Source organism: Dankookia rubra (assembly GCF_004355005.1).
GTDB lineage: Bacteria > Pseudomonadota > Alphaproteobacteria > Acetobacterales > Acetobacteraceae > Paracraurococcus > Paracraurococcus ruber_A.
Genome location: NZ_SMSJ01000039.1, coordinates 1 through 17,566 on the forward strand (window position 1 = coordinate 1; position 17,566 = coordinate 17,566).

At 71.9% G+C, this 17,566-nt stretch carries 21 protein-coding genes; 2 read left to right on the forward strand and 19 right to left on the reverse strand.

Going from position 1 to position 17,566, the window contains the following annotated elements; genetic code table 11:
- Positions 1-107 precede the first annotated feature (107 nt).
- From prmC to E2C06_RS22265, 10 genes are all read right to left on the reverse strand, one after another.
- Complete coding sequence (prmC, locus tag E2C06_RS22225; protein WP_241671414.1) at positions 108-1,031, reverse strand: peptide chain release factor N(5)-glutamine methyltransferase; 924 nt, start codon at positions 1,029-1,031, stop codon at positions 108-110.
- The gene (prfA, locus tag E2C06_RS22230; protein WP_133290803.1) at positions 1,028-2,083 is read right to left on the reverse strand and encodes a peptide chain release factor 1; all 1,056 of its coding nucleotides are present in this window, start codon (positions 2,081-2,083) and stop codon (positions 1,028-1,030) included. The genes prmC and prfA overlap by 4 nt, the downstream gene beginning before the upstream one ends.
- Positions 2,080-3,453 carry a histidine--tRNA ligase gene (gene hisS / locus E2C06_RS22235; protein ID WP_133290804.1) on the reverse strand — a complete coding sequence of 458 codons (1,374 nt, stop codon included), beginning with the start codon at positions 3,451-3,453 and terminating at the stop codon, positions 2,080-2,082. The genes prfA and hisS overlap by 4 nt, the downstream gene beginning before the upstream one ends.
- A 39-nt stretch (positions 3,454-3,492) precedes the next feature.
- Positions 3,493-3,726 carry a type II toxin-antitoxin system VapC family toxin gene (locus E2C06_RS38790; RefSeq protein ID WP_206664635.1) on the reverse strand — a complete coding sequence of 78 codons (234 nt, stop codon included), beginning with the start codon at positions 3,724-3,726 and terminating at the stop codon, positions 3,493-3,495.
- Positions 3,727-3,891: 165 nt separating this feature from the next.
- Positions 3,892-4,128 carry an AbrB/MazE/SpoVT family DNA-binding domain-containing protein gene (locus E2C06_RS22245; protein ID WP_206664636.1) on the reverse strand — a complete coding sequence of 79 codons (237 nt, stop codon included), beginning with the start codon at positions 4,126-4,128 and terminating at the stop codon, positions 3,892-3,894.
- Positions 4,129-4,199: 71 nt separating this feature from the next.
- The gene (locus E2C06_RS37800; RefSeq protein WP_165982571.1) at positions 4,200-4,367 is read right to left on the reverse strand and encodes a hypothetical protein; all 168 of its coding nucleotides are present in this window, start codon (positions 4,365-4,367) and stop codon (positions 4,200-4,202) included.
- A gap of 10 nt (positions 4,368-4,377) precedes the next feature.
- The gene (gene ispG / locus E2C06_RS22250) at positions 4,378-5,517 is read right to left on the reverse strand and encodes a flavodoxin-dependent (E)-4-hydroxy-3-methylbut-2-enyl-diphosphate synthase (RefSeq protein WP_133290806.1); all 1,140 of its coding nucleotides are present in this window, start codon (positions 5,515-5,517) and stop codon (positions 4,378-4,380) included.
- Between the two features lie 92 nt (positions 5,518-5,609).
- Entirely contained in the window at positions 5,610-6,581 is a 972-nt protein-coding gene (locus E2C06_RS22255) for a helix-turn-helix domain-containing protein (protein ID WP_165982572.1), read from the reverse strand.
- Positions 6,582-6,685: 104 nt separating this feature from the next.
- Positions 6,686-7,729 carry an NAD(P)H-dependent flavin oxidoreductase gene (locus tag E2C06_RS22260; protein WP_133290808.1) on the reverse strand — a complete coding sequence of 348 codons (1,044 nt, stop codon included), beginning with the start codon at positions 7,727-7,729 and terminating at the stop codon, positions 6,686-6,688.
- A gap of 10 nt (positions 7,730-7,739) precedes the next feature.
- Positions 7,740-8,966 carry an aspartate kinase gene (locus tag E2C06_RS22265; protein ID WP_133290809.1) on the reverse strand — a complete coding sequence of 409 codons (1,227 nt, stop codon included), beginning with the start codon at positions 8,964-8,966 and terminating at the stop codon, positions 7,740-7,742.
- A gap of 133 nt (positions 8,967-9,099) precedes the next feature.
- Here E2C06_RS22265 and ubiG point away from each other — a divergent pair, with 133 nt between their 5' ends.
- Positions 9,100-9,846: a bifunctional 2-polyprenyl-6-hydroxyphenol methylase/3-demethylubiquinol 3-O-methyltransferase UbiG gene (gene ubiG / locus E2C06_RS22270; RefSeq protein WP_133290810.1), complete on the forward strand. Its 747-nt coding sequence runs from the start codon at positions 9,100-9,102 to the stop codon at positions 9,844-9,846.
- A gap of 13 nt (positions 9,847-9,859) precedes the next feature.
- On the opposite strand, the gene E2C06_RS22275 is transcribed toward ubiG, so the two are convergent.
- From E2C06_RS22275 to radC, 7 genes are all read right to left on the reverse strand, one after another.
- Positions 9,860-10,153 carry a hypothetical protein gene (locus E2C06_RS22275; RefSeq protein WP_133290811.1) on the reverse strand — a complete coding sequence of 98 codons (294 nt, stop codon included), beginning with the start codon at positions 10,151-10,153 and terminating at the stop codon, positions 9,860-9,862.
- 5 nt (positions 10,154-10,158) lie between these two features.
- Positions 10,159-10,653 (reverse strand): DUF1178 family protein, encoded by a 495-nt coding sequence (locus E2C06_RS22280; RefSeq protein WP_133290812.1) that lies wholly within the window; start codon positions 10,651-10,653, stop codon positions 10,159-10,161.
- Positions 10,654-10,777: 124 nt separating this feature from the next.
- Positions 10,778-11,035 carry a glutaredoxin 3 gene (gene grxC / locus E2C06_RS22285; RefSeq protein WP_133290813.1) on the reverse strand — a complete coding sequence of 86 codons (258 nt, stop codon included), beginning with the start codon at positions 11,033-11,035 and terminating at the stop codon, positions 10,778-10,780.
- Positions 11,036-11,077: 42 nt separating this feature from the next.
- Positions 11,078-11,260: a hypothetical protein gene (locus tag E2C06_RS22290; protein ID WP_133290814.1), complete on the reverse strand. Its 183-nt coding sequence runs from the start codon at positions 11,258-11,260 to the stop codon at positions 11,078-11,080.
- 183 nt (positions 11,261-11,443) lie between these two features.
- Entirely contained in the window at positions 11,444-12,184 is a 741-nt protein-coding gene (locus tag E2C06_RS22295; RefSeq protein ID WP_133290815.1) for a ComF family protein, read from the reverse strand.
- A 191-nt stretch (positions 12,185-12,375) separates the two neighbouring features.
- Positions 12,376-13,962 (reverse strand): rhodanese-like domain-containing protein, encoded by a 1,587-nt coding sequence (locus tag E2C06_RS22300; protein WP_133290816.1) that lies wholly within the window; start codon positions 13,960-13,962, stop codon positions 12,376-12,378.
- 72 nt (positions 13,963-14,034) lie between these two features.
- Positions 14,035-14,889 carry a RadC family protein gene (radC, locus tag E2C06_RS22305; RefSeq protein ID WP_133290817.1) on the reverse strand — a complete coding sequence of 285 codons (855 nt, stop codon included), beginning with the start codon at positions 14,887-14,889 and terminating at the stop codon, positions 14,035-14,037.
- A 427-nt stretch (positions 14,890-15,316) separates the two neighbouring features.
- On the opposite strand from radC, the gene E2C06_RS22310 reads away from it, so the two are divergent.
- Positions 15,317-15,628: a hypothetical protein gene (locus tag E2C06_RS22310; RefSeq protein WP_133290818.1), complete on the forward strand. Its 312-nt coding sequence runs from the start codon at positions 15,317-15,319 to the stop codon at positions 15,626-15,628.
- 75 nt (positions 15,629-15,703) lie between these two features.
- Here the strand turns inward: E2C06_RS22310 and map are convergent, their stop codons facing one another.
- Positions 15,704-16,510, reverse strand: a complete 807-nt coding sequence (map, locus tag E2C06_RS22315; protein WP_133290819.1) for a type I methionyl aminopeptidase — start codon at positions 16,508-16,510, stop codon at positions 15,704-15,706.
- A 118-nt stretch (positions 16,511-16,628) separates the two neighbouring features.
- Positions 16,629-17,540: a methyltransferase domain-containing protein gene (locus E2C06_RS22320; RefSeq protein WP_133290820.1), complete on the reverse strand. Its 912-nt coding sequence runs from the start codon at positions 17,538-17,540 to the stop codon at positions 16,629-16,631.
- Between the last annotated feature and the right edge of the window lie 26 nt (positions 17,541-17,566).

The window sequence follows — 17,566 nt, forward strand, 5'->3', positions numbered from 1 at the left end:
CCAGCGGCTCCAGCACCGCCCATTGCTCATCCGTGAGAACCACTGCCGCCCCTTCACAAAGGCGGCCCAACGCCATCAACGCCGCAGCGTTCAGGCGCTAACGGGGCCTAGGCACGGGCGAGCACCAGCGCCCGCGGCACGCCGCCGAGATCGGGCCGGCAGCCGAGGCTGCGCAGCCCCCGGGCCGCGGCAATCGCCGCCACCGCCGGCTGCTGGCCCTGGCCGAGTTCCAGGATCGCCCGGCCGCCCGGCGCCAGCAGCCCGGGCAAGGCCGCAGCGATGGCGCGATAGGCATCCAGCCCGTCCGACCCGCCATCCAGCGCCGAGGCGGGTTCGTGCCGCGCCACCTCGGGCATCAGGCCGGCGATGCTGGCGCTCTCGATATAGGGCGGGTTGGACAGCACGAGGTCGAAGCGGCCGGCGACGGGTGCGGCCCAGTCGGCGACGGCGAAGGCGGCCCGGCCGGCCAGGCCCAGCCGTGCCGCATTGTCGCGCGCCAGCGCCGCCGCCGCCGGCACGCGGTCGAGCCCGAGGCCGGCCGCGGCGGGGAATTCGGTCAGCGCCGCCAGCAGCAGGCAGCCGGTGCCGGTGCCTAGGTCGAGCACCCGCCGCACCGCGGCGCGATCGGCGAAGGCCTCCAGCGCCGCCTCGATCAGCGCTTCCGAGTCCGCGCGGGGGATCAGCGTGGCGGGGGAGACGGCGAAGCGCAGCGACCAGAAATCCTGTTCCCCGAGCAGGTGGGCGACCGGGGCATGGTCCAGCCGGCGGCGCAGCAGGTCGCCGAAGCGGGCGGCGGCGGCAGGCAGGACGGCGGCGCGGGGATCGCGCAGCAGTTCGTCCTGCCGGCAGCCGATCGCATGCGCCAGCAGCAACCGGGCCTCCATGCGGGGCGTCTCGATGGCAGCGGCGCGGAGGTGCTGGCCGGCGCGGCAGAGGAAGAAACCGACGGTGCCGACCGGATCGGCGCAGGAGGCCGGGCCGGGCCGATCGACGCTTCGCGCCTCCGGCCTCCCGCGATCGGGCGGGCTCACTCGCCCTCGGCCGCCAGCCGCGCCGCCTCGTCCTCGGCGGTCAGCGCGTCAACGATCTCGTCGAACTCGCCGAGCATGACACGGTCGATCTTGTGCAGGGTCAGGCCGATGCGGTGGTCGGTCACGCGGCCCTGCGGGAAGTTGTAGGTGCGGATGCGCTCGGACCGGTCGCCGGTGCCGACCTGGCCCTTCCGGTCGGCGGCGCGGGCGCCGGCCAGCTTGGCCCGCTCGGCCTCGTAGATCCGGGCGCGCAGCACCTTCATCGCCTTGGCGCGGTTCTTGTGCTGGCTGCGCTCCTCCTGCATCGCCACCACCGTGCCGGTGGGCAGGTGGGTGATGCGGACGGCGCTGTCGGTCTTGTTGACGTGCTGGCCGCCGGCGCCGGAAGCGCGGTAGGTGTCGATCCGCAGGTCGGCCTCGTTGATCTGCACGTCGACCTCCTCGGCCTCCGGCAGCACCGCGACGGTGATGGTCGAGGTATGGATGCGCCCCTGCGTCTCGGTCGCCGGCACGCGCTGCACCCGGTGGACGCCGCTCTCGTATTTCAGCCGGGCGAAGACGCCGCGGCCCTGAATCTCGGCGACCGCGCCCTTGACCCCGCCGAGCTCGCTCTCGTCGTAGTCCATCAGCTCGAACTTCCAGCGCTTGCCCTCGGCGTAGCGCTGGTAGGCGCGGAACAGCTCGGCGGCGAAGAGCGAGGCCTCGTCGCCGCCGGCGGCGGGGCGGATCTCGAGGATCGCGCTGCGCTCGTCGGCGCTGTCCTTCGGCAGCAGCATGAGACGGACCTCACGCTCCAGCCGCGGCACGGCCTCCTTCTGCGCGAGGTACTCGTCCTCGGCCAGCTCGCGCAGCTCGGGGTCGGCCAGCATCGCCTCGGCCTCGTCGCGGGCGCGCTCGGCGGCGCGCAGCGCCTCGACCTTCTCGACCAGCGGCTCGAGCTCCGACAGCTCCTTCGACAGCGCGCCGAACTGGCCGCCCTCGGCGGTTGAGAGCAGGTGCCGGACCTCCTCCGCTCGGGTCAGGACGCGGTCCAGCTTGTCGGCGATGCTCACCCTCGGGCCTCGTCGTCCCCGTCGGCATCCAGCGGCCCGTCCAGGTCGCCGCCGCCGAACTCGTCCTCCAGGATGGTCTGCAGCATGGCCTGGGCGGCGCTCTCGACCACGCCGGTTTCGGCGAGCGTCCGCAGCAGGTCGGGCAGCGCCACCCGCTCCTGGCTGCCGGCATCGAGGTTCTTCACGACGGCCATGCCCTCGGCAAGTTCCGCATCGCCGAGGATCACCGCGGCGCCGGCATTGATCTTGTTGGCGCGCTCCAGGCGCCGCTTCATATTGCCCTTGTAGGCGACCTCGGCGACCACGCCGTGGTCGCGCAGCGACTGCAGGATTTGCAGCGCGGCGTCCTCCGCCACCTCGCCCATCGGGATGACGGCGACAGGGCGCGGTGCCTGCGGCGTCAGCGCCGCGGCCTCGACCAGCAGGGACAGCCGCTCGACACCGGCCGCCCAGCCGACGGAAGGCGTCGGCGGGCCGCCCATCTCCTCGACCAGTCCGTTGTAGCGGCCGCCGCCCATCACGGTGCCCTGGGCGCCGAGCCGGTCGGTGACGAATTCGAAGGCGGTGTGGCTGTAATAGTCGAGCCCGCGGACAATGCGGGGATTCTCCCGGAAGGGCACGTCGAAGGCGGCGAGGTGGCGCTTCACCGCGGCATAGAAGGCGGCGGCCTCGGGCGTCAGGTGGTCGTGGATCGTGGGGGCGCTGGCGACCAGCGCCTTGTCCTTGGGGTCCTTGCTGTCGACGATGCGCAGCGGGTTTTTCTCCAGCCGCGCCCGGCTCTCGTCGGACAGCGCATCCTTGTGCGCGGTGAAGTAGTCCACCAGCGCGGCGCGGTAGGCGTCGCGGCTGGCGGCATCGCCGAGGGTATTGATCTCGAGCACCGTGCCCTCGTCGATGCCGAGCTCCTGCTGGATGTGCCAGCCGCAGGCGATCACCTCGGCATCCGCCAGCGGCTCGGCGGCGCCCAGCACCTCGATGCCGATCTGGTGGAACTGCCGGTAGCGACCCTTTTGCGGCCGTTCGTAGCGGAACATCGGCCCGGCATAGAAGACCTTGCGGGGCAGGTTCGACTGGGTCAGGCCGTTGGTGACCAGGGCGCGGCAGACGCCGGCGGTGTTCTCCGGCCGGAGCGTCACGCTCTCCCCGCCGCGGTCCTCGAAGACGTACATCTCCTTGGAGACGACGTCGGAGGTGTCGCCCAGGCCGCGGGAGAAGACGCGGGTATCCTCGAAGATCGGCGTGGCCCATTCCTCGAAGCCGTAGAGTGTGGCGATCCGGCGCGCGGTCTCGATGACGAGGTGATGGCGGCGGAACTCGGCGCCGATCAGGTCATGGGTGCCGCGGGCGGGCTGGAGCGGGGCTTGGGCCATGGGCGCGGTGTGCCGCGGGATGCGGCGCGGGGCAAGGGTTCAAGGGGCGATGAGGTCGAGCGTCGGGAAATAGCTGCGGTATCGTGCCACGTCGCGGGTGATCAGCGGCAGGCCGGCCACGGCGGCATGGGCGCCGATGAGGAAGTCGGGCAGCACGCCGGTGCGGCTGCCGCCGCGGCAGCGATAGGCGTGGAAGACCCGGCCGGCCAGGAACAGCGCGGGGGCGGCATCGGCAGCAGCCTGACCGGCCGGTCGGCCAGGAAGACCTCGCAATCCTCGAGTTTGCCGAAGCCGGTCGAGAGCTCCGCGAAGACGATGCCGTTGATGCAGAGCGGCCCCCGGATCGCCGCCATGTCCAGGGCCTGCCCCGACCGGGCTGCCCAGCGGGGGTCGGCCGCCGCCAGGTCCACCAGGACATTGGTGTCGACCAGCGTCACCTCAGCCTTCGCCGCGGGTCAGCTGCATGATCTCGTCGGTCGTCATCCCGTTCCAGCCAGGCGCCGGACGCGGCCGGGCGAGGCGGCCGGGTGCCGCGGCGTCGCCCTGCCCGGCCTTGCGCAGGACAACGCGGCCATCCGCCTCGATGGCGAATTCGACCTCGCTCCCCGGGCTCAGCCCCAACCGGTCGCGGATGGGCTTCGGGATGGTGACCTGGCCCTTGACGGTGACGGGCATGCCCATTGGCGGTAATACCTCGGTCCGGACCAGCATTACCTGAGCGCGGCACCCGGCCGCGGCAAGCAGGTTCAGCGGATGGCGACGGTCACCGCCAGGAACAGCACCAGCTGCACCCCGAGCAGCACCGCCAGCCGCCGCAGCGCCGCGTCACGGCGGCCGATATCCTCGTCCAGCCCCGGCACCTTGTGGCGCCGCATCGCGCCCAGCATCAGCGCCGAAAGGCCGAAGCCGCTCATCGCCTCGGGCCTACTCCGCCGCCTGCTTAGCCGCCTCGGCCTTGGCCGCGGCCTCGGCGGCCTGGATCTGCGCCACCTTGCCCTCGACCAGCCGCACCAAGTGGTCGACCATCCCGGCCTCGTCGATCGTGTGGTCGGTCTTGCCGCTGGCATAGATCATGTGCCGGCCGGCGCCGCCGCCGGTCAGGCCGATATCGGTCATCAGCGCCTCGCCCGGTCCATTCACCACGCAGCCGATGATCGAGAGCGTCACCGGCGTCTCGATATGCGCCAATCGGTCTTCCAACGTGGCCACCGTCTTGATCACGTCGAAGCCCTGCCGGGCGCAGGAGGGGCAGGAGATGATCTTCACGCCGCGGTGGCGAATGCCGAGCGACTTCAGGATCTCCCAGCCGACATGGACCTCCTCCTCCGGCTCGGCGCTCAGGGAGACGCGCATGGTGTCGCCGATCCCGGCCCAGAGCAGGCTGCCGAGCCCGACCGCCGACTTCACCGTGCCGGTCCGTCGGCCGCCCGCCTCGGTGATGCCGATATGCAGCGGGTGGTCGCAGACCTCCGCCAGCTGCTGGTAAGCGGCGGCGGCGAGGAAGACGTCGGAGGCCTTCACGCTGATCTTGAACTCGTGGAAGTCGTTGTCCTGCAGGTGGGCGGCGTGCCAGAGCGCGCTTTCCACCAGCGCCTCCGGGTTGGGCTCGCCGTACTTGTCCAGCAGGTGCTTCTCGAGGCTGCCGGCATTGACGCCGATGCGGATGGAGCAGCCATGGTCGCGGGCCGCCTTGACCACCTCCTTCACCCGCTCGGCGCTGCCGATATTGCCCGGGTTGATGCGGAGGCAGGCGGCGCCGGACTTGGCCGCCTCGATGGCGCGGCGGTAGTGGAAGTGGATGTCGGCGACGACCGGGACGTTCACCTCGCGGCAGATCTCGGCCAGCGCCGCGGTGCTCTCGGGCGTCGGGCAGGAGACGCGGACGATGTCCACCCCGGCGACCTCGGCCCGGCGGATCTGGGCGATGGTCGCCGCCGCATCCTCGGTCGGCGTATTGGTCATGGTCTGGACGGAGATCGGCGCATCGCCCCCGACCGGCACCTTGCCCACCATGATCTGGCGGGACTTGCGGCGGGTGATCATCTGGTAGGGACGGTAGCTCATGGGGTTTCCCGGAACGTCCTGCGAAATCCGCCCCAATATGGCAGCCCCGCCGGCGATCCCAAAGCCTCCGGCCGCGCGGGGCCGGGATGTGCCTATTGCGGCGGAGCCGAAGCAGGGGCACTGCCCGGGGCCGGCCGCAGCGGCGGCGCCAGCGGGGACAGCGGCTGGCCGGCCTTCAGCTTCTCCGCATCCACTTGCAGGTCCCGCCGCACCATTTGCCCGGCGCCGAGGCCGGGGGTCGGCAGGCCATCCACCAAAACCTCGAGCCCGCCGGCATTGCCGGTGGACAGCAGCAGCCCGTCCCTGGCCGGCACCTGCCAGGATTCGCCGGGGCGCAGCACGCGGTTGACCAGCACCGGGCCGCCCTGGCGCTCGCGCACCTGGATCCAGACCTCGGCCCTGGCGCGCAGCAGGATCCGGCCTTCCGGCGCCGTGGGGGCGGCGGGGGCTGCGGGCGGTGGCGCCGGGACAGCGGCGCCGGCCGGCGGCTTGCCCGGCAGGACCGGGACCGGCGCCGCATTGGCGTTGCTGGGACTGGGCGCGGCCGCGGGCAGCTCCGGCACCGTCTCCGGCGGGCTGCCCTCGCGCAACGCCTGCTCGATCGCGGGCGGCGGCGGCGGCACCGCATCCACCGTCCGGCTGCCGCTGCCGGACCATTGGTACCAGCCGATATAGGCGCCGAGAGCCAGCACCGCGCCGACCAGCATCACCGCCCCGGCCGGCACGCCGCGGTCGGGCACCGGTTCGGGGAAGACCAGGTCGGTCTTGCGGGCAACGGTCGGGCCGCTCGCCTCGCGGAACCGGCGGACCACATCGGCCTCGTCCAGGCCGAGGCTGCGCGCATAGGTGCGGACGAAGCCGACGGCATAGGCGGGCGCCGGCAGGTCGCGGACCCGGCCTTCCTCCAGCGCCGCCAGATAGACCCGGCGGATGCGGAGCGACTGCGCGAGATCCTCGATCGACAGGCCAAGTGCGACACGGGCATCGCGCAACTCGGCGCCAAGCCGGGCCGGCTCGGCAGGGGCGGAGTCGAACTGGGAGAGGCGCTTCATATCGTCGGGCACGCCTCGCGATGTAACCCGGTCACGCCATAACGGCAAACCGAATTCACGGTTCCGCGATCGTTCCCGCGGCACCATGCCGGGCCCGCCGGAGCGGGCCCGGATGATCATGCCACGGCAAGCGACCGGGCGGCGAGCGCGGCTTCGGCCTGCGCCATCAGCTCGGCGATGATCTCTGCCGCCGGTTGTTCCCGGGCCACCATGCCGACGCTCTGGCCGGCCATCAGGCTGCCCTGCTCGACGTCGCCGTCGATCACCGCGCGGCGCAGCGCGCCGGCCCAGAAATGCTCGATCTCGAGCTGCGCCTCGTCCTTCGTCACGACGCCGGCGGTGAAGCGCTCCAGCACCACCGCCTGGTGCTCCATGAAGCGGCGCGTGCCCTCGTTCTGCAGCGCGCGCACCGGGATCACGGGGAAGCGCGGGTCGATCTGCACCGTCGGCAGGGCATCGCGCGCGGCGCCGCGGATGAAGGCCTGCTTGAACTTCGGATGCGCGATGCATTCCGTCGCGCAGACGAAGCGGGTGCCAAGCTGGGCGCCTGCCGCGCCCATCTCGAGATAGGAGAGAATCGCCTCGCCGCGGCCGATGCCTCCCGCCACGAAGACCGGGACCTCCTTCGCCATGCTCGGCAGGATCTCCTGCGCCAGCACGTTGAGCGAGACCGGGCCGATATGCCCGCCGGCCTCGGAGCCCTCGATGACCAGGGCATCCGCGCCGCTGCGCACCAGCTTCTTCGCCAGCGCCAGTGCCGGGGCGAAGCAGACCACCTTGGCGCCGCCCTCCTTCGCCCGCTTGATGGCGGAGCCCGGCGGGATGCCGCCGGCAAAGACGATATGCGTCACGCCCGCCGCCAGGCAGGTCTCGACCAACTGGTCGAGCCGGGGGTGCATGGTGATCAGGTTCACGCCGAAGGGCTTCGCCGTCAGCGCCTGGGTGCCGGCGATCTCCTCGGCCAGCCGCGGCGGCTCCATCGCGCCGCAGGCGATGACGCCGAAGGCGCCGGCATTCGACAGGGCGGCGACCAGGTGCCGCTCGCTCACCCAGCTCATCGCCCCGCCCATGATGGCGACGCGGCTGCCGAAGAAGGCAGCGCCGCGCGCCATCAGGCGGTCGAGCGCTGCGGCCGAAGCGGTGGCGGCGGGGGCGAGCATGTCCATCGCCTCAGGCCGCCGGTCCGTCGAGGCCATAGGCGGTGTGCAGGGCGCGCACCGCGAGCTCGGTATACTCGGCCGAGATCAGCACGCTGACCTTGATCTCCGAGGTCGAGATGACCTGGATGTTGATGCCCTTCTCCGACAATGCCCGGAACATCGTGTTCGCCACGCCCGCATGGCTGCGCATGCCGACGCCGACGACGCTGATCTTGGCGACCTCGGGGTCGGCGAGGATCGCCTCGAAGCCCAGCTCGCCGCGCGCCTTCTCCAGCGTGTCCTGCGCCCGGGCGAGGTCGGCCTTGCCGACCGTGAAGGTCATGTCCGTGGTGGCGTCCGCGCCGATGTTCTGCACGATCATGTCGACGTTGCAATTGGCCTGGGCGAGCGCGCCGAAGACGCCGGCGGCGATGCCGGGGCGGTCGGGCACCCGGCGCAGGGTGACCTTGGCGTCGTCCCGCGAATAGGCGATGCCGCTGACGATGGGCTGCTCCACGATTTCATCCTCATCAACCACCAGGGAGCCTGGCGCGTCGGAAAAACTGGAAAGCACCTGCACCCGGACCCGCTGCTTCATGGCGAGCTCGACCGACCGCGTCTGCAATACCTTGGCGCCCACCGAGGCCAGTTCCAGCATTTCCTCGTAGGAGATGCGCTCCAGCTTGCGGGCGCGCGGCACGATGCGCGGGTCGGTGGTGTAGATGCCGTCGACATCGGTGTAGATGTCGCAGCGGTCGGCCTTTACCGCGGCGGCGATCGCAACGGCCGACAGGTCCGACCCGCCGCGGCCGAGGGTCGTCACCCGGTTGCGCGCCGGCTCGACCCCCTGGAAGCCGGCGATGACCGGCACCTGGCCCTGCTGCATCCGCTCGACCAGCAGGCGCCCGTCGATGCTCTCGACCCGGGCCTTGCCATGCGCGCCGTCGGTGACGATCGGGATCTGCCAGCCCTGCCAGGACCGCGCCTCGACGCCCACGGTCTGCAGCGCGATGGCCAGCAGGCCGATGGTCACCTGCTCCCCGGTCGCCACCACCACGTCGTATTCGCGGGCATCGTGCAGCGGCGACAGCTCCTGGCACCACTTCACCAACTGGTTCGTGGCGCCGGACATGGCGGAGACGACGACGGCCACCTCGTTCCCGGCCTCGACCTCGCGCTTCACGCGGTTGGCGACGTTGCGGATACGGTCGAGATCGGCGACGGAGGTGCCGCCGAACTTCATCACAATGCGGGCCATGGGGCGCTTCTTGGTGGGAAATGGATCGGTCAGGCAGCGGTCCGCGCGGTTGCGCCCGCGCGAAGGCCGGCACAGATACCCACCCGGACCCCGCGCTGCAACATTCGCGAGCCGGGCGGTAAGGATGGGACGGATGGCGCAGGCCGAAAGCGGCACGGCGATCGGGGCGGAGATCGCCAAATTCGACCGGCTGGCGGCAGAATGGTGGGACACGCGGGGGCCGATGCAGCCGTTGCACGCCATGAACCCGGCCCGGATGGGCTGGATCATCGCCCGCATCGCCCGCCGGCACGGACGGGACCCGGCGGCGGCGCGGCCGCTGGAAGGGCTGACCGTGCTCGATGTCGGCTGCGGCGCCGGGCTGGCGAGCGAAACATTGGCCAAGGCGGGCGCCGCGGTCACCGGCCTCGATGCCGCGGGCTCGGCGCTCGAGGCCGCGCGGGCGCATGCCGCGACCGGGGGCTTGTCGATCAACTACCGCGAGGGAAGGCCGGAGGACCTGCTGGCCACCAGCGGCGGCGGCTTCGACGCGGTCCTGGCGCTCGAGGTGATCGAGCACGTGGCCGACCGCGAGGGCTTCTGTCGGCACCTGGCCGGGCTGGCGAGGCCGGGCGGCCCGGTCTTCCTCTCGACCCTGAACCGCACGCCGCGGTCCTGGCTGATGGCCAAGTTCGGCGCCGAATACCTGCTGCGGCTGCTGCCGGTCGGCACGCATGACTGGCGCATGTTCGTGCGGCCGGCGGAACTGGGGGCGGAGTTGCGCCAAGCCGGGCTGCGCGTCGTCGATATCGCCGGGCTGAGCATGGACCCGCTGACCGGGCGCTGGAGCATCGGGCGGGATGTCGGGGTGAACTACCTGGTAATGGCCGCGGCGGGCTGAGGCGCAGCCCGGCCTATTGCCGCCGCGCTTCCCCGGTGCGGCGGCCTGCCGGGTCGTAGGCGCGGGTGGTCTCGCCGCGGGTCTCGGCCCTGCCGGCGCTGCGGCCGCTGCTGTCGTAGAACCGCGTGGTGCCGTCCCGGGTCTCGGCCCGGCCGGCCGCGCGGCCGGCGCTGTCGTAGAACCGGGTGGTGCCGTCCCGGCTCTCCTGCCGCCCGGTCGCCCGGCCGGCGGCATCATAGGTCCGCCACGTCTCCTGCGCCGCCACGGGCCCTGCCAGCATCGCCAGCATCAGGACGAACCGCCACATCGGCCTCACCCGTCGGCGCGCGGCACCCAGGGCAGGCGGGCGATCTCGATGCCCTCCTCCTGCAGCGCCTCGGTATCGGCCTCCGAGGCCTCGCCGTAGATGCCGCGGCGGTCGCTCTCGCCGCGGTGCATCTTGCGCGCCTCCTCGGCGAAGCCGGGGCCGACATAGTCGCAGTGCTTCTCGATCTCGGCCCGCATGCGCTGGAGCAGCGCCACGACCTGGGCCGGCACCGGGCCGGCTGCGGCCTGGCTGCTGCCCGGCGGCGGCAGGGGCGGCGGGGCAGCGAGGGTCGGGGCCGGCGGCGGCGCCTCGACCTCCTTCGCCCGGGCGCGGCCCTTCCTTGGAATGGCAGGGGCCATCAGCCGCTTCGTCACCTCGGTGCCGCCACAGACCGGGCATTCCACGAAACCGGCCTTGGCCTGGGCCTCGAAGCCGGCACTGTCCTTGAACCAGCCGTCGAATTCGTGTCCGGCGGTGCAGCGTAAGTCGTAATGGATCATCCCAAGCTTTCCCCGGGTCCCGGCGAGGCCGGGGCACCAACCCGTCATTATAGGCAAGCACTCACGCTTGGGGAGTGCCAACCCCTTTCCGAGCCGTAAAGAGTGCGGGCGCCGCCCGGTGCGGTCAGGCCGCCAGCAGCGGGTCCAGCTTTCCTGCGCGTTCCAGCGCCATCAACTCGTCCGACCCGCCGATCGCGGTGCCGTCGATGAAGATCTGCGGCACCGTGGTGCGGCCGCCGGACCGCGCGATGGCGTCCTTGCGGGCCTGCGAGCCATGCGGCGCGTCCAGTTCCTCGAAGGTGATGCCCTTCTTGCCGAGCAGCGCCTTGGCGCGCTCGCAATAGGGGCAGAAGACGGTGGTGTAGATTTCAACCTTGGCCATGTCCGGCAGTTTGGTCCGACGGAAGCCGCGGTCAAGCACCCGTCACGGCACCGCGAGCAGCAGGGTGATGACTGGGCTTGCCAGCAGGAAGGCGATGGCAAGCATGGTCAACAGCCGGGCCGGCGGTTCCTCGCGGCCCGCGCCGATGCGCCGGTGCCGGGCCGGCAGGGCGAAGGGGGATGGCACACCAGTGCCTGGTCCGGTGCCTTGGGTGATCGGTGACATGCGGCCTCCTGCTGCCTGTCGGGGGCGGACAGCGTCGCGCGGGAGGGTGAAGCGGCGGTGAAGCGGCGCGGCCCCGGCCGGGGGAGCCCGGGATCGCGCAGCGCCGGCCACCGACGCCCGGACTGCCCGCCGCAGCATGCAGACAGGGCGATATAACCAAAACGTGAATGGCACGGCATCGCCTCAACGCGGCGCCTCCAGCCGCGGGTCCGGCACCCTGGCCGCCGCCAGCACGTCGACCGCCGCGGCGCCTGCCGCGAGCAGCGCCCGGGCGCAGGCCTCGGCGGTGGCGCCGGAGGTCATGACGTCATCCACCAGCAGCACCCGCCGCCCGCCGATGCGCGCTGCGCCGCGGGAGGAGACGATGAAGGCGCCTTCCAGCAGAGCCGCCCGCTCGGCCGCGCCGCGATCGCCGAGCGCCGGGGTCGGCCGGCTGCGCCGCAGCAAATCGGGGAGATGCGGGATGCCGGCGCGCCGGGCGAGCCGGGCAGCAAGCAGCGCCGCCTGGTTGTAGCGGCGCGCCAGCAGCCGCCGCCAATGCAGCGGCACCGGGGTGACCAGGTCCGCCCGTTCCAGCAGCGCCGCCCCGGCGCGGGCCATGTGGCGCGCCAGCGGGGCGGCGAAGTCGGTGCGGTCGGCATGCTTGAAGGGCAGCACCAGCCGCTGCGCCCCGGCATCGTAGCGCAGCGCGGCCCGCGCCGCCTCGAAGGCCGGCGGCCGCGCCGCGCAGCCGGGGCAGTCCGGCCCGGCGCCCGCATGTGGGAAGGGCACGCCGCAGCGCCGGCAGAGCGGGGCGGTGACGAAGGACAGCGTGCCGAAGCAGGCGGCGCAGAGGCTGCCTTGGAGATCGACCGCCGCGTCGCAGGTCAGGCAATGCGGCGGCAGCACCGCGTCGAGCGCCGCCAGGCCGAGCCGCCGCAGCATCAGCCCCGCGCCCCAAGGACACGAAAGACCGGGCAGACGGCATTCTCCCCGAACGCCTCATCTATTCTTGCGAGTTGGCATATGCCGCGCGGCATATGCCGGATTCGAGAAAAGGAATGGAGGGGATTGGGGAGGGAATGCTTTTCCCTTCCCAAGCTTGCTTTCCTGCCGTGCGGCGCGGTCAATCCCACCTAGACTTGGCCGAACCGCGCGTCGCCGTCCCGCGCGACCTCGTGCACCAGGTCGATCTCCCAGGAGAGGTACTCGCGCATCGCCGCCTCCACCCCGTCGTTGCGGTCATAGGGGCGGAGGTAGACGTCGATGCAGTCGGCATCCTCCGGGTCGCGGCGGTTGGCCTCCAGCGGCAGGCCGGCCGCCTTCCAGGCGGCGAGGCCGCCGGCCAGCAGCGCGACGGGGCCGCGGCCGAGCGCCTCGAGCTCCGGCACCGCCAGCCGGCCGATCGCCGCGTCCGGAGCGACGACCACGATCCGCCTGGCCGGGTCGAGCCGCGGCCGCAGCGCCGCCAGCCGGGTCCGCACGCCCCAGAGCGCGCCGGGCGGATGCCCTTCGCGGAAATCGAGCGAGCGGGTGAGCTGGACCACCTGCGCCGTCCCGGCGGCCAGCGCCGCGGCGAGGTCCTTCGGCGAGACGCTGGCGGGCGACAGCGCCGCAGCCTCAGGGCAATCGGGCTGCCAGGACCCAGTCTCGAGCGGGCCGGCGAGGCCATCGGTCAGGACGTACACCTCCCAGCCGCCGAGCTGGCGCAGCCAGCCGCCGGTCATCCGGGCGCGGACGCCGGTGTCGTCCACCAGCACCACCCGGGCGCCGCGCACCGCTATCCAGTTGTCGCTGCCCTGGACCAGTTGCCCGCCCGGCGCCATCCGGCTGCCGGCCAGGTGCCCGGCCAGGTATTCCTCGGGGTCGCGGACATCCAGCACATGCGTGGTGCGGTTGGCATCGGCCAGCATCGCCGGCAGCGCCGCGCGGTCGATGGTCCTCACTCCCCAGCGGTCGGCGAAGGCCGTGGCGCGCGCCAGCGCCGTCGCCAGGCTGGCCGGCGTGCCGCGCGGGAAGCTGGCGGACCTGCCGCGGTCGCAGGAGAAGCCGGCCAGCTCCCAGCCCATGGTGCCGTTGCGCAGCGCGACCACCTTGTTCGGCACGCCGGCGCTGCGCAGGCTCTCGGCGCCCATGATGCTGCGGGTCCGGCCGGCACAGTTCACCACGATGGTGGTGTCCGCCGAGGGCACCATGTCGCCGATCCGGTAGACCAGCTCGCCGCCGGGGACGTCGATCGCGCCGGGGATGGACATGCGGTGGAACTCGTCCATCGGGCGGCTGTCGAGCACGACCATGTCCTGGCCGCCCTCCATCATGGCCTTCAGCTCGCCGGGATCGACCGAGGGGGTTTGGTACTGGTGCTCCACCCACTCGCCGAAGGCCTTGGAGGGCACGTTCACCCCGGAGAACAACACGTAGCCGGCCGCCGCCCAGGCCCTGGTGCCGCCCGCCAGCACGGAAACGTCGGTGCAGCCCATCGCCTTGAGCGTCTTGGCCAGCGTCTCCGCCAGCCCACCCTCCCCGCCATCGACGCAGCAGATCCGCACGCCGGGGCGCGGCAGGATCGCCCGTGCCCGCAGCTCGGCCCGCGACAGGGCGCAGGGATTGGCCCAGAACAAATGCGACCTGCCGAACTCGCCATCCTCCCGCGCATCGAGGATCGCCAGTTCCTGCCCATCCCCGATCCAGGCCTTCAGCGCCGGCGCGTCGATTGTCCGCATGGCATTTCCCTCCCCCGTTTCGCCGGCCAGCCTACTCCCGCGGGCGGGACGGCGACAAAGGGGCGGGGAACATCACAGCAGCCCCTCCTGGCGCAGCGAGACGTGCCGGCCGTTGCCGATGATGATGTGGTCGTGCAGCACGATGCCGAAGACCGTGGCGGCGGCCTTGATCTCCCCGGTCATCTCGACATCGGCGCGGGACGGGGTGGGGTCGCCGCTCGGGTGGTTGTGCACCAGGATCATGGCGGTGGCCTGCAGCTCCAGCGCCCGCTTCACCACCTCCCGCGGGTAGACCGGGGTGTGGTTGACCGTGCCCCTGCCCTGCACCTCATCGGCGATCAGCCGGTTGCGGGTATCGAGGAAGAGCACGTGCACCTCCTCCACCCGCTCCCGCGCCAGGTGGACGGTCAGGTAGTCGATCAGCCGGTCCCAGGAGTTCAGCACGAAGGTCTGCTTGATCTCCTCCCGCGCCAGGCGGAAGGCGGCGGCCTGCACGGTCTTCAGCGCCGCGACCCCGGCATCGCCCAGCCCCTCCACCCCGCGCAGCTCGATCGGCGGGGCGGCGATGGCATTGGCGAAGCTGCCGAAGCGGGCCAGCAGGGCGCGGGCGATCGGCTTGGTGTCGCGCCGCGGCAGGGCGAGGAACAGCACCATCTCCAGCAGCTCATGGTCCAGCACCGCTTCCGGCCCGGCGACCAGCAGGCGCTGGCGCATCCGGGCGCGGTGGCCGAGATGGCCGGGGGGCTCCTCTGCTTCCTCGGCGCCGTCGGGCAGCAGGCCGGGCAGCCGGGGCGCGGGGAGGGAGCGGCGGCGGGGCGTAGCAGGCGTCCGGGGCGCGCGCACCGGCTCTGGCAGGGACAGCAACCGGGACAGGCCGGCATCGGACAGCCCGGCGGGGGGCCCTTTCACGGCATCGGCCTTGCGCATGACATACCCGTTCCCGGACTGCACATGATGCGAAATCATAGCGATCGGGGCGGTTTCGTCTACGAAAAGACGATGCGGCTTGGCGGACCTCCGAGGCGCGGGGCTAAGGGCCGAAAATCACGAATCCAGATGCAATAACGGCGGTAGCTGCAACGGCCGTGCCGAGCCGGATGAGCAACGGGAAGATAAGAAAAGGTGCAAATGACACAGGATCGAATACAATGGCGTTTCTATGAGGTGAGACATATTATGCCTACAAAACAACTATTGTAATTATGCATCTAAAGTTGGGGCATGACGCACACGTTTGGGCGAGAAGATGCGACAAGGATGCGGGGCTTGCGGCATCGCAAGGTCAGCACGCGGCGAGAGCAGAAAATACGGCCAGAGCAGAGACCAGCTCTTGCTCAGACCAGGGAGAAGATGCATGCAGTATCGTTTCGCCGTGGGCCTCGTGGTGGTCGGCCTCAGCCTGGCCGGCTGCACGAAGCCGCAGGCGCCCCGCACGGCGCCGCCCATGGCCGGCACGGCCGCGGGCGCCTGCGACGATCCGATGTCCGCCGCGGCCCGGGATCGGGCTGGTGGCGGCTGCCCGGTCGGTGCCACCCAGGGCACGGCGCGGATCGCCGGCTGCGATGTGGGCGGCCCGCAGGTTGCCTATCGTGGCACGCCCATGGGCACAGCGGGCGACCCGAACCGGCGTCTCGGCCAGTATGGCATGCAGCAGAGTTGCCCCTGACGAAGTCGGCGGCCGCACGGCATCGCCGCGGGTGACGCTGTCCGGGAGGGAACCTCCCGGACAGACCCCACCGGATCAGCCGCCGTAGGGCGGCCGGTGCAGCCCGGCGGGGGAATAGGTAAAGACCTCGCACCCCGTCTCGGTCACCCCCACCATGTGCTCGAACTGCGCCGAAAGGCTGCGGTCGCGGGTCACGGCGGTCCAGCCGTCGTCGAGGATCTTCACGTCGGGACGGCCGGCATTCACCATCGGCTCGATGGTGAAGAACATCCCGGGCTTCAGCACCGGGCCTTCGCCGGGGCGGCCGAAATGCAGCACGTTCGGCGGCTCGTGGAAGCGGCGGCCGATGCCGTGGCCGCAGAAGTCGCGCACCACCGAGAAGCGGTGCCGCTCGACGAAGACCTGGATGGCATGGCCGATGTCGCCGAGCGTCGCGCCGGGCTTCACCGCGGCGACGCCGAGCATCAGCGATTCATAGGTGACGTCGAGCAGCAGCCGCGACTTGGTCGAGGCATTGCCGGCGACGTACATCCGGCTGGTATCGCCGTGCCAGCCATCGAGGATGACGGTGACGTCGATGTTGACGATGTCGCCATCGGCCAGCACGCGCTCGCCCGGGATGCCGTGGCAGACGACGTGGTTGATCGAGGTGCAGATCGATTTGGGGTAGCCGCGGTAGCCGAGCGGCGCCGGCGTCGCCCCGGCGGCAAGGATGTGCTCGTGGCACAGCCGATCCAGCTCCGCGGTGGTGACGCCGGGGCGGACATGCGGGGTGATCTTGTCGAGGGTTTCGGCGGCCAGTTGGCCAGCCCGGCGCATGCCGTCGAAATCCCCGGGGGAATGGATGGTGATGCGGCGTGAATCGCCGCCCTGCTGATCCATGGTGCTCGGCTGTCTCTGGCGGGAGTGAATGGGCGTCAACATGCGCGTGGGTGTCGCGGGAAGCAAGCGCGGGGCGGTCGCGCGGGTTGCGAACCGTACACGGTTCTGCAAGGTGCCTTCAGTGATCCGGGCCGCGCCCGGTCGCCTCCCCGGCACCACGCTCCTCGGTGCCCAAGGCATCCGCCAGCCGCACCGTCGCGCTGCCCGGCCGGGCCGGCTTGCTCTGGCTCTCGTGCGGCGACCAGCCGGTCATCACCAGCAACCGCAGGCTGGCCGGGATCCCCTCGGCATCCTCCGGCAGCCGACCCGCGGCCAGCGGCAGCAACGCCCGAGGCGGCGGGCGCGGATCGCGCGCCACCACGGCGTTGGTCTCGCCCGCCGCGCGCAGGTCGTGAAACAGCGCCAGCGGGGTGCGGTAGCGGATCGGCAGCGCCTCCCCATCCGCCACTGGCAGGGCGAAGCCGGCCCGCTGCAGCAGCCCGGCCAGGTCGCGCAGCTCCGGGAAGGGGGAGACGCGGGGCGAGAGGCCGCCGCGCAGCTCTCCTTCGGCCCCGGCCAGCGCCTCCCGCAACTCCTGCAGGGTGCCGAGGCCGGGCAGCGAGGCGAGGAAAAGGCCGTCCGGGCTGAGCACCCGGCGGATCTGCACCAGCACGCCGGGCAGGTCGTTCACCCAGTGCAGCGAGAGGTTGGCGACCACCAGGTCGAAGCTGCCCTCGGCGAAGGGCAGCCATTCCTCGTCGCCGGCGACGGCAAGCCCCCCTGCCCCGGCGACCATCCGCGCCGAAAGGTCCAGCGACACGACGAGGGGAATGCCGCGTGCCCGCAACAGCGGCGCCACCACGCCGCGGCCGCCGATCTCGAGCGCCCGGGAGAAGCGCCGCGTGGTGTCGTCGAGCCGATCGAGCAGCCGGTCCGCCGCCGCCTCCAGCACCGGCGCCACCTGCGCCACGGTGGCGGCGGCGCGGTCGCGGCGGAGCCGCACCAGCCGGCGGTCGAAGACCCGCATCGGGTCGTGGTCGGGAAGGGTCATGCGCTGCGGGAGGTAGGGCGGCGGCG

What these genes read in the sequence shown, in the direction of transcription:
- hisS (WP_133290804.1), bottom strand. Translation starts at nt 3,453, where the DNA reads ATGGCCCAAGCCCCGCTCCAGCCCGCCCGCGGCACCCATGACCTGATC.
- E2C06_RS22245 (WP_206664636.1), bottom strand. Translation starts at nt 4,128, where the DNA reads ATGCCCGTCACCGTCAAGGGCCAGGTCACCATCCCGAAGCCCATCCGC.
- E2C06_RS37800 (WP_165982571.1), bottom strand. Translation starts at nt 4,367, where the DNA reads ATGAGCGGCTTCGGCCTTTCGGCGCTGATGCTGGGCGCGATGCGGCGC.
- ispG (WP_133290806.1), bottom strand. Translation starts at nt 5,517, where the DNA reads ATGAGCTACCGTCCCTACCAGATGATCACCCGCCGCAAGTCCCGCCAG.
- E2C06_RS22260 (WP_133290808.1), bottom strand. Translation starts at nt 7,729, where the DNA reads ATGCTCGCCCCCGCCGCCACCGCTTCGGCCGCAGCGCTCGACCGCCTG.
- E2C06_RS22265 (WP_133290809.1), bottom strand. Translation starts at nt 8,966, where the DNA reads ATGGCCCGCATTGTGATGAAGTTCGGCGGCACCTCCGTCGCCGATCTC.
- ubiG (WP_133290810.1), top strand. Translation starts at nt 9,100, where the DNA reads ATGGCGCAGGCCGAAAGCGGCACGGCGATCGGGGCGGAGATCGCCAAA.
- E2C06_RS22275 (WP_133290811.1), bottom strand. Translation starts at nt 10,153, where the DNA reads ATGTGGCGGTTCGTCCTGATGCTGGCGATGCTGGCAGGGCCCGTGGCG.
- E2C06_RS22280 (WP_133290812.1), bottom strand. Translation starts at nt 10,653, where the DNA reads ATGATCCATTACGACTTACGCTGCACCGCCGGACACGAATTCGACGGC.
- grxC (WP_133290813.1), bottom strand. Translation starts at nt 11,035, where the DNA reads ATGGCCAAGGTTGAAATCTACACCACCGTCTTCTGCCCCTATTGCGAG.
- E2C06_RS22290 (WP_133290814.1), bottom strand. Translation starts at nt 11,260, where the DNA reads ATGTCACCGATCACCCAAGGCACCGGACCAGGCACTGGTGTGCCATCC.
- E2C06_RS22295 (WP_133290815.1), bottom strand. Translation starts at nt 12,184, where the DNA reads ATGCTGCGGCGGCTCGGCCTGGCGGCGCTCGACGCGGTGCTGCCGCCG.
- E2C06_RS22300 (WP_133290816.1), bottom strand. Translation starts at nt 13,962, where the DNA reads ATGCGGACAATCGACGCGCCGGCGCTGAAGGCCTGGATCGGGGATGGG.
- radC (WP_133290817.1), bottom strand. Translation starts at nt 14,889, where the DNA reads ATGCGCAAGGCCGATGCCGTGAAAGGGCCCCCCGCCGGGCTGTCCGAT.
- E2C06_RS22310 (WP_133290818.1), top strand. Translation starts at nt 15,317, where the DNA reads ATGCAGTATCGTTTCGCCGTGGGCCTCGTGGTGGTCGGCCTCAGCCTG.
- map (WP_133290819.1), bottom strand. Translation starts at nt 16,510, where the DNA reads ATGGATCAGCAGGGCGGCGATTCACGCCGCATCACCATCCATTCCCCC.
- E2C06_RS22320 (WP_133290820.1), bottom strand. Translation starts at nt 17,540, where the DNA reads ATGACCCTTCCCGACCACGACCCGATGCGGGTCTTCGACCGCCGGCTG.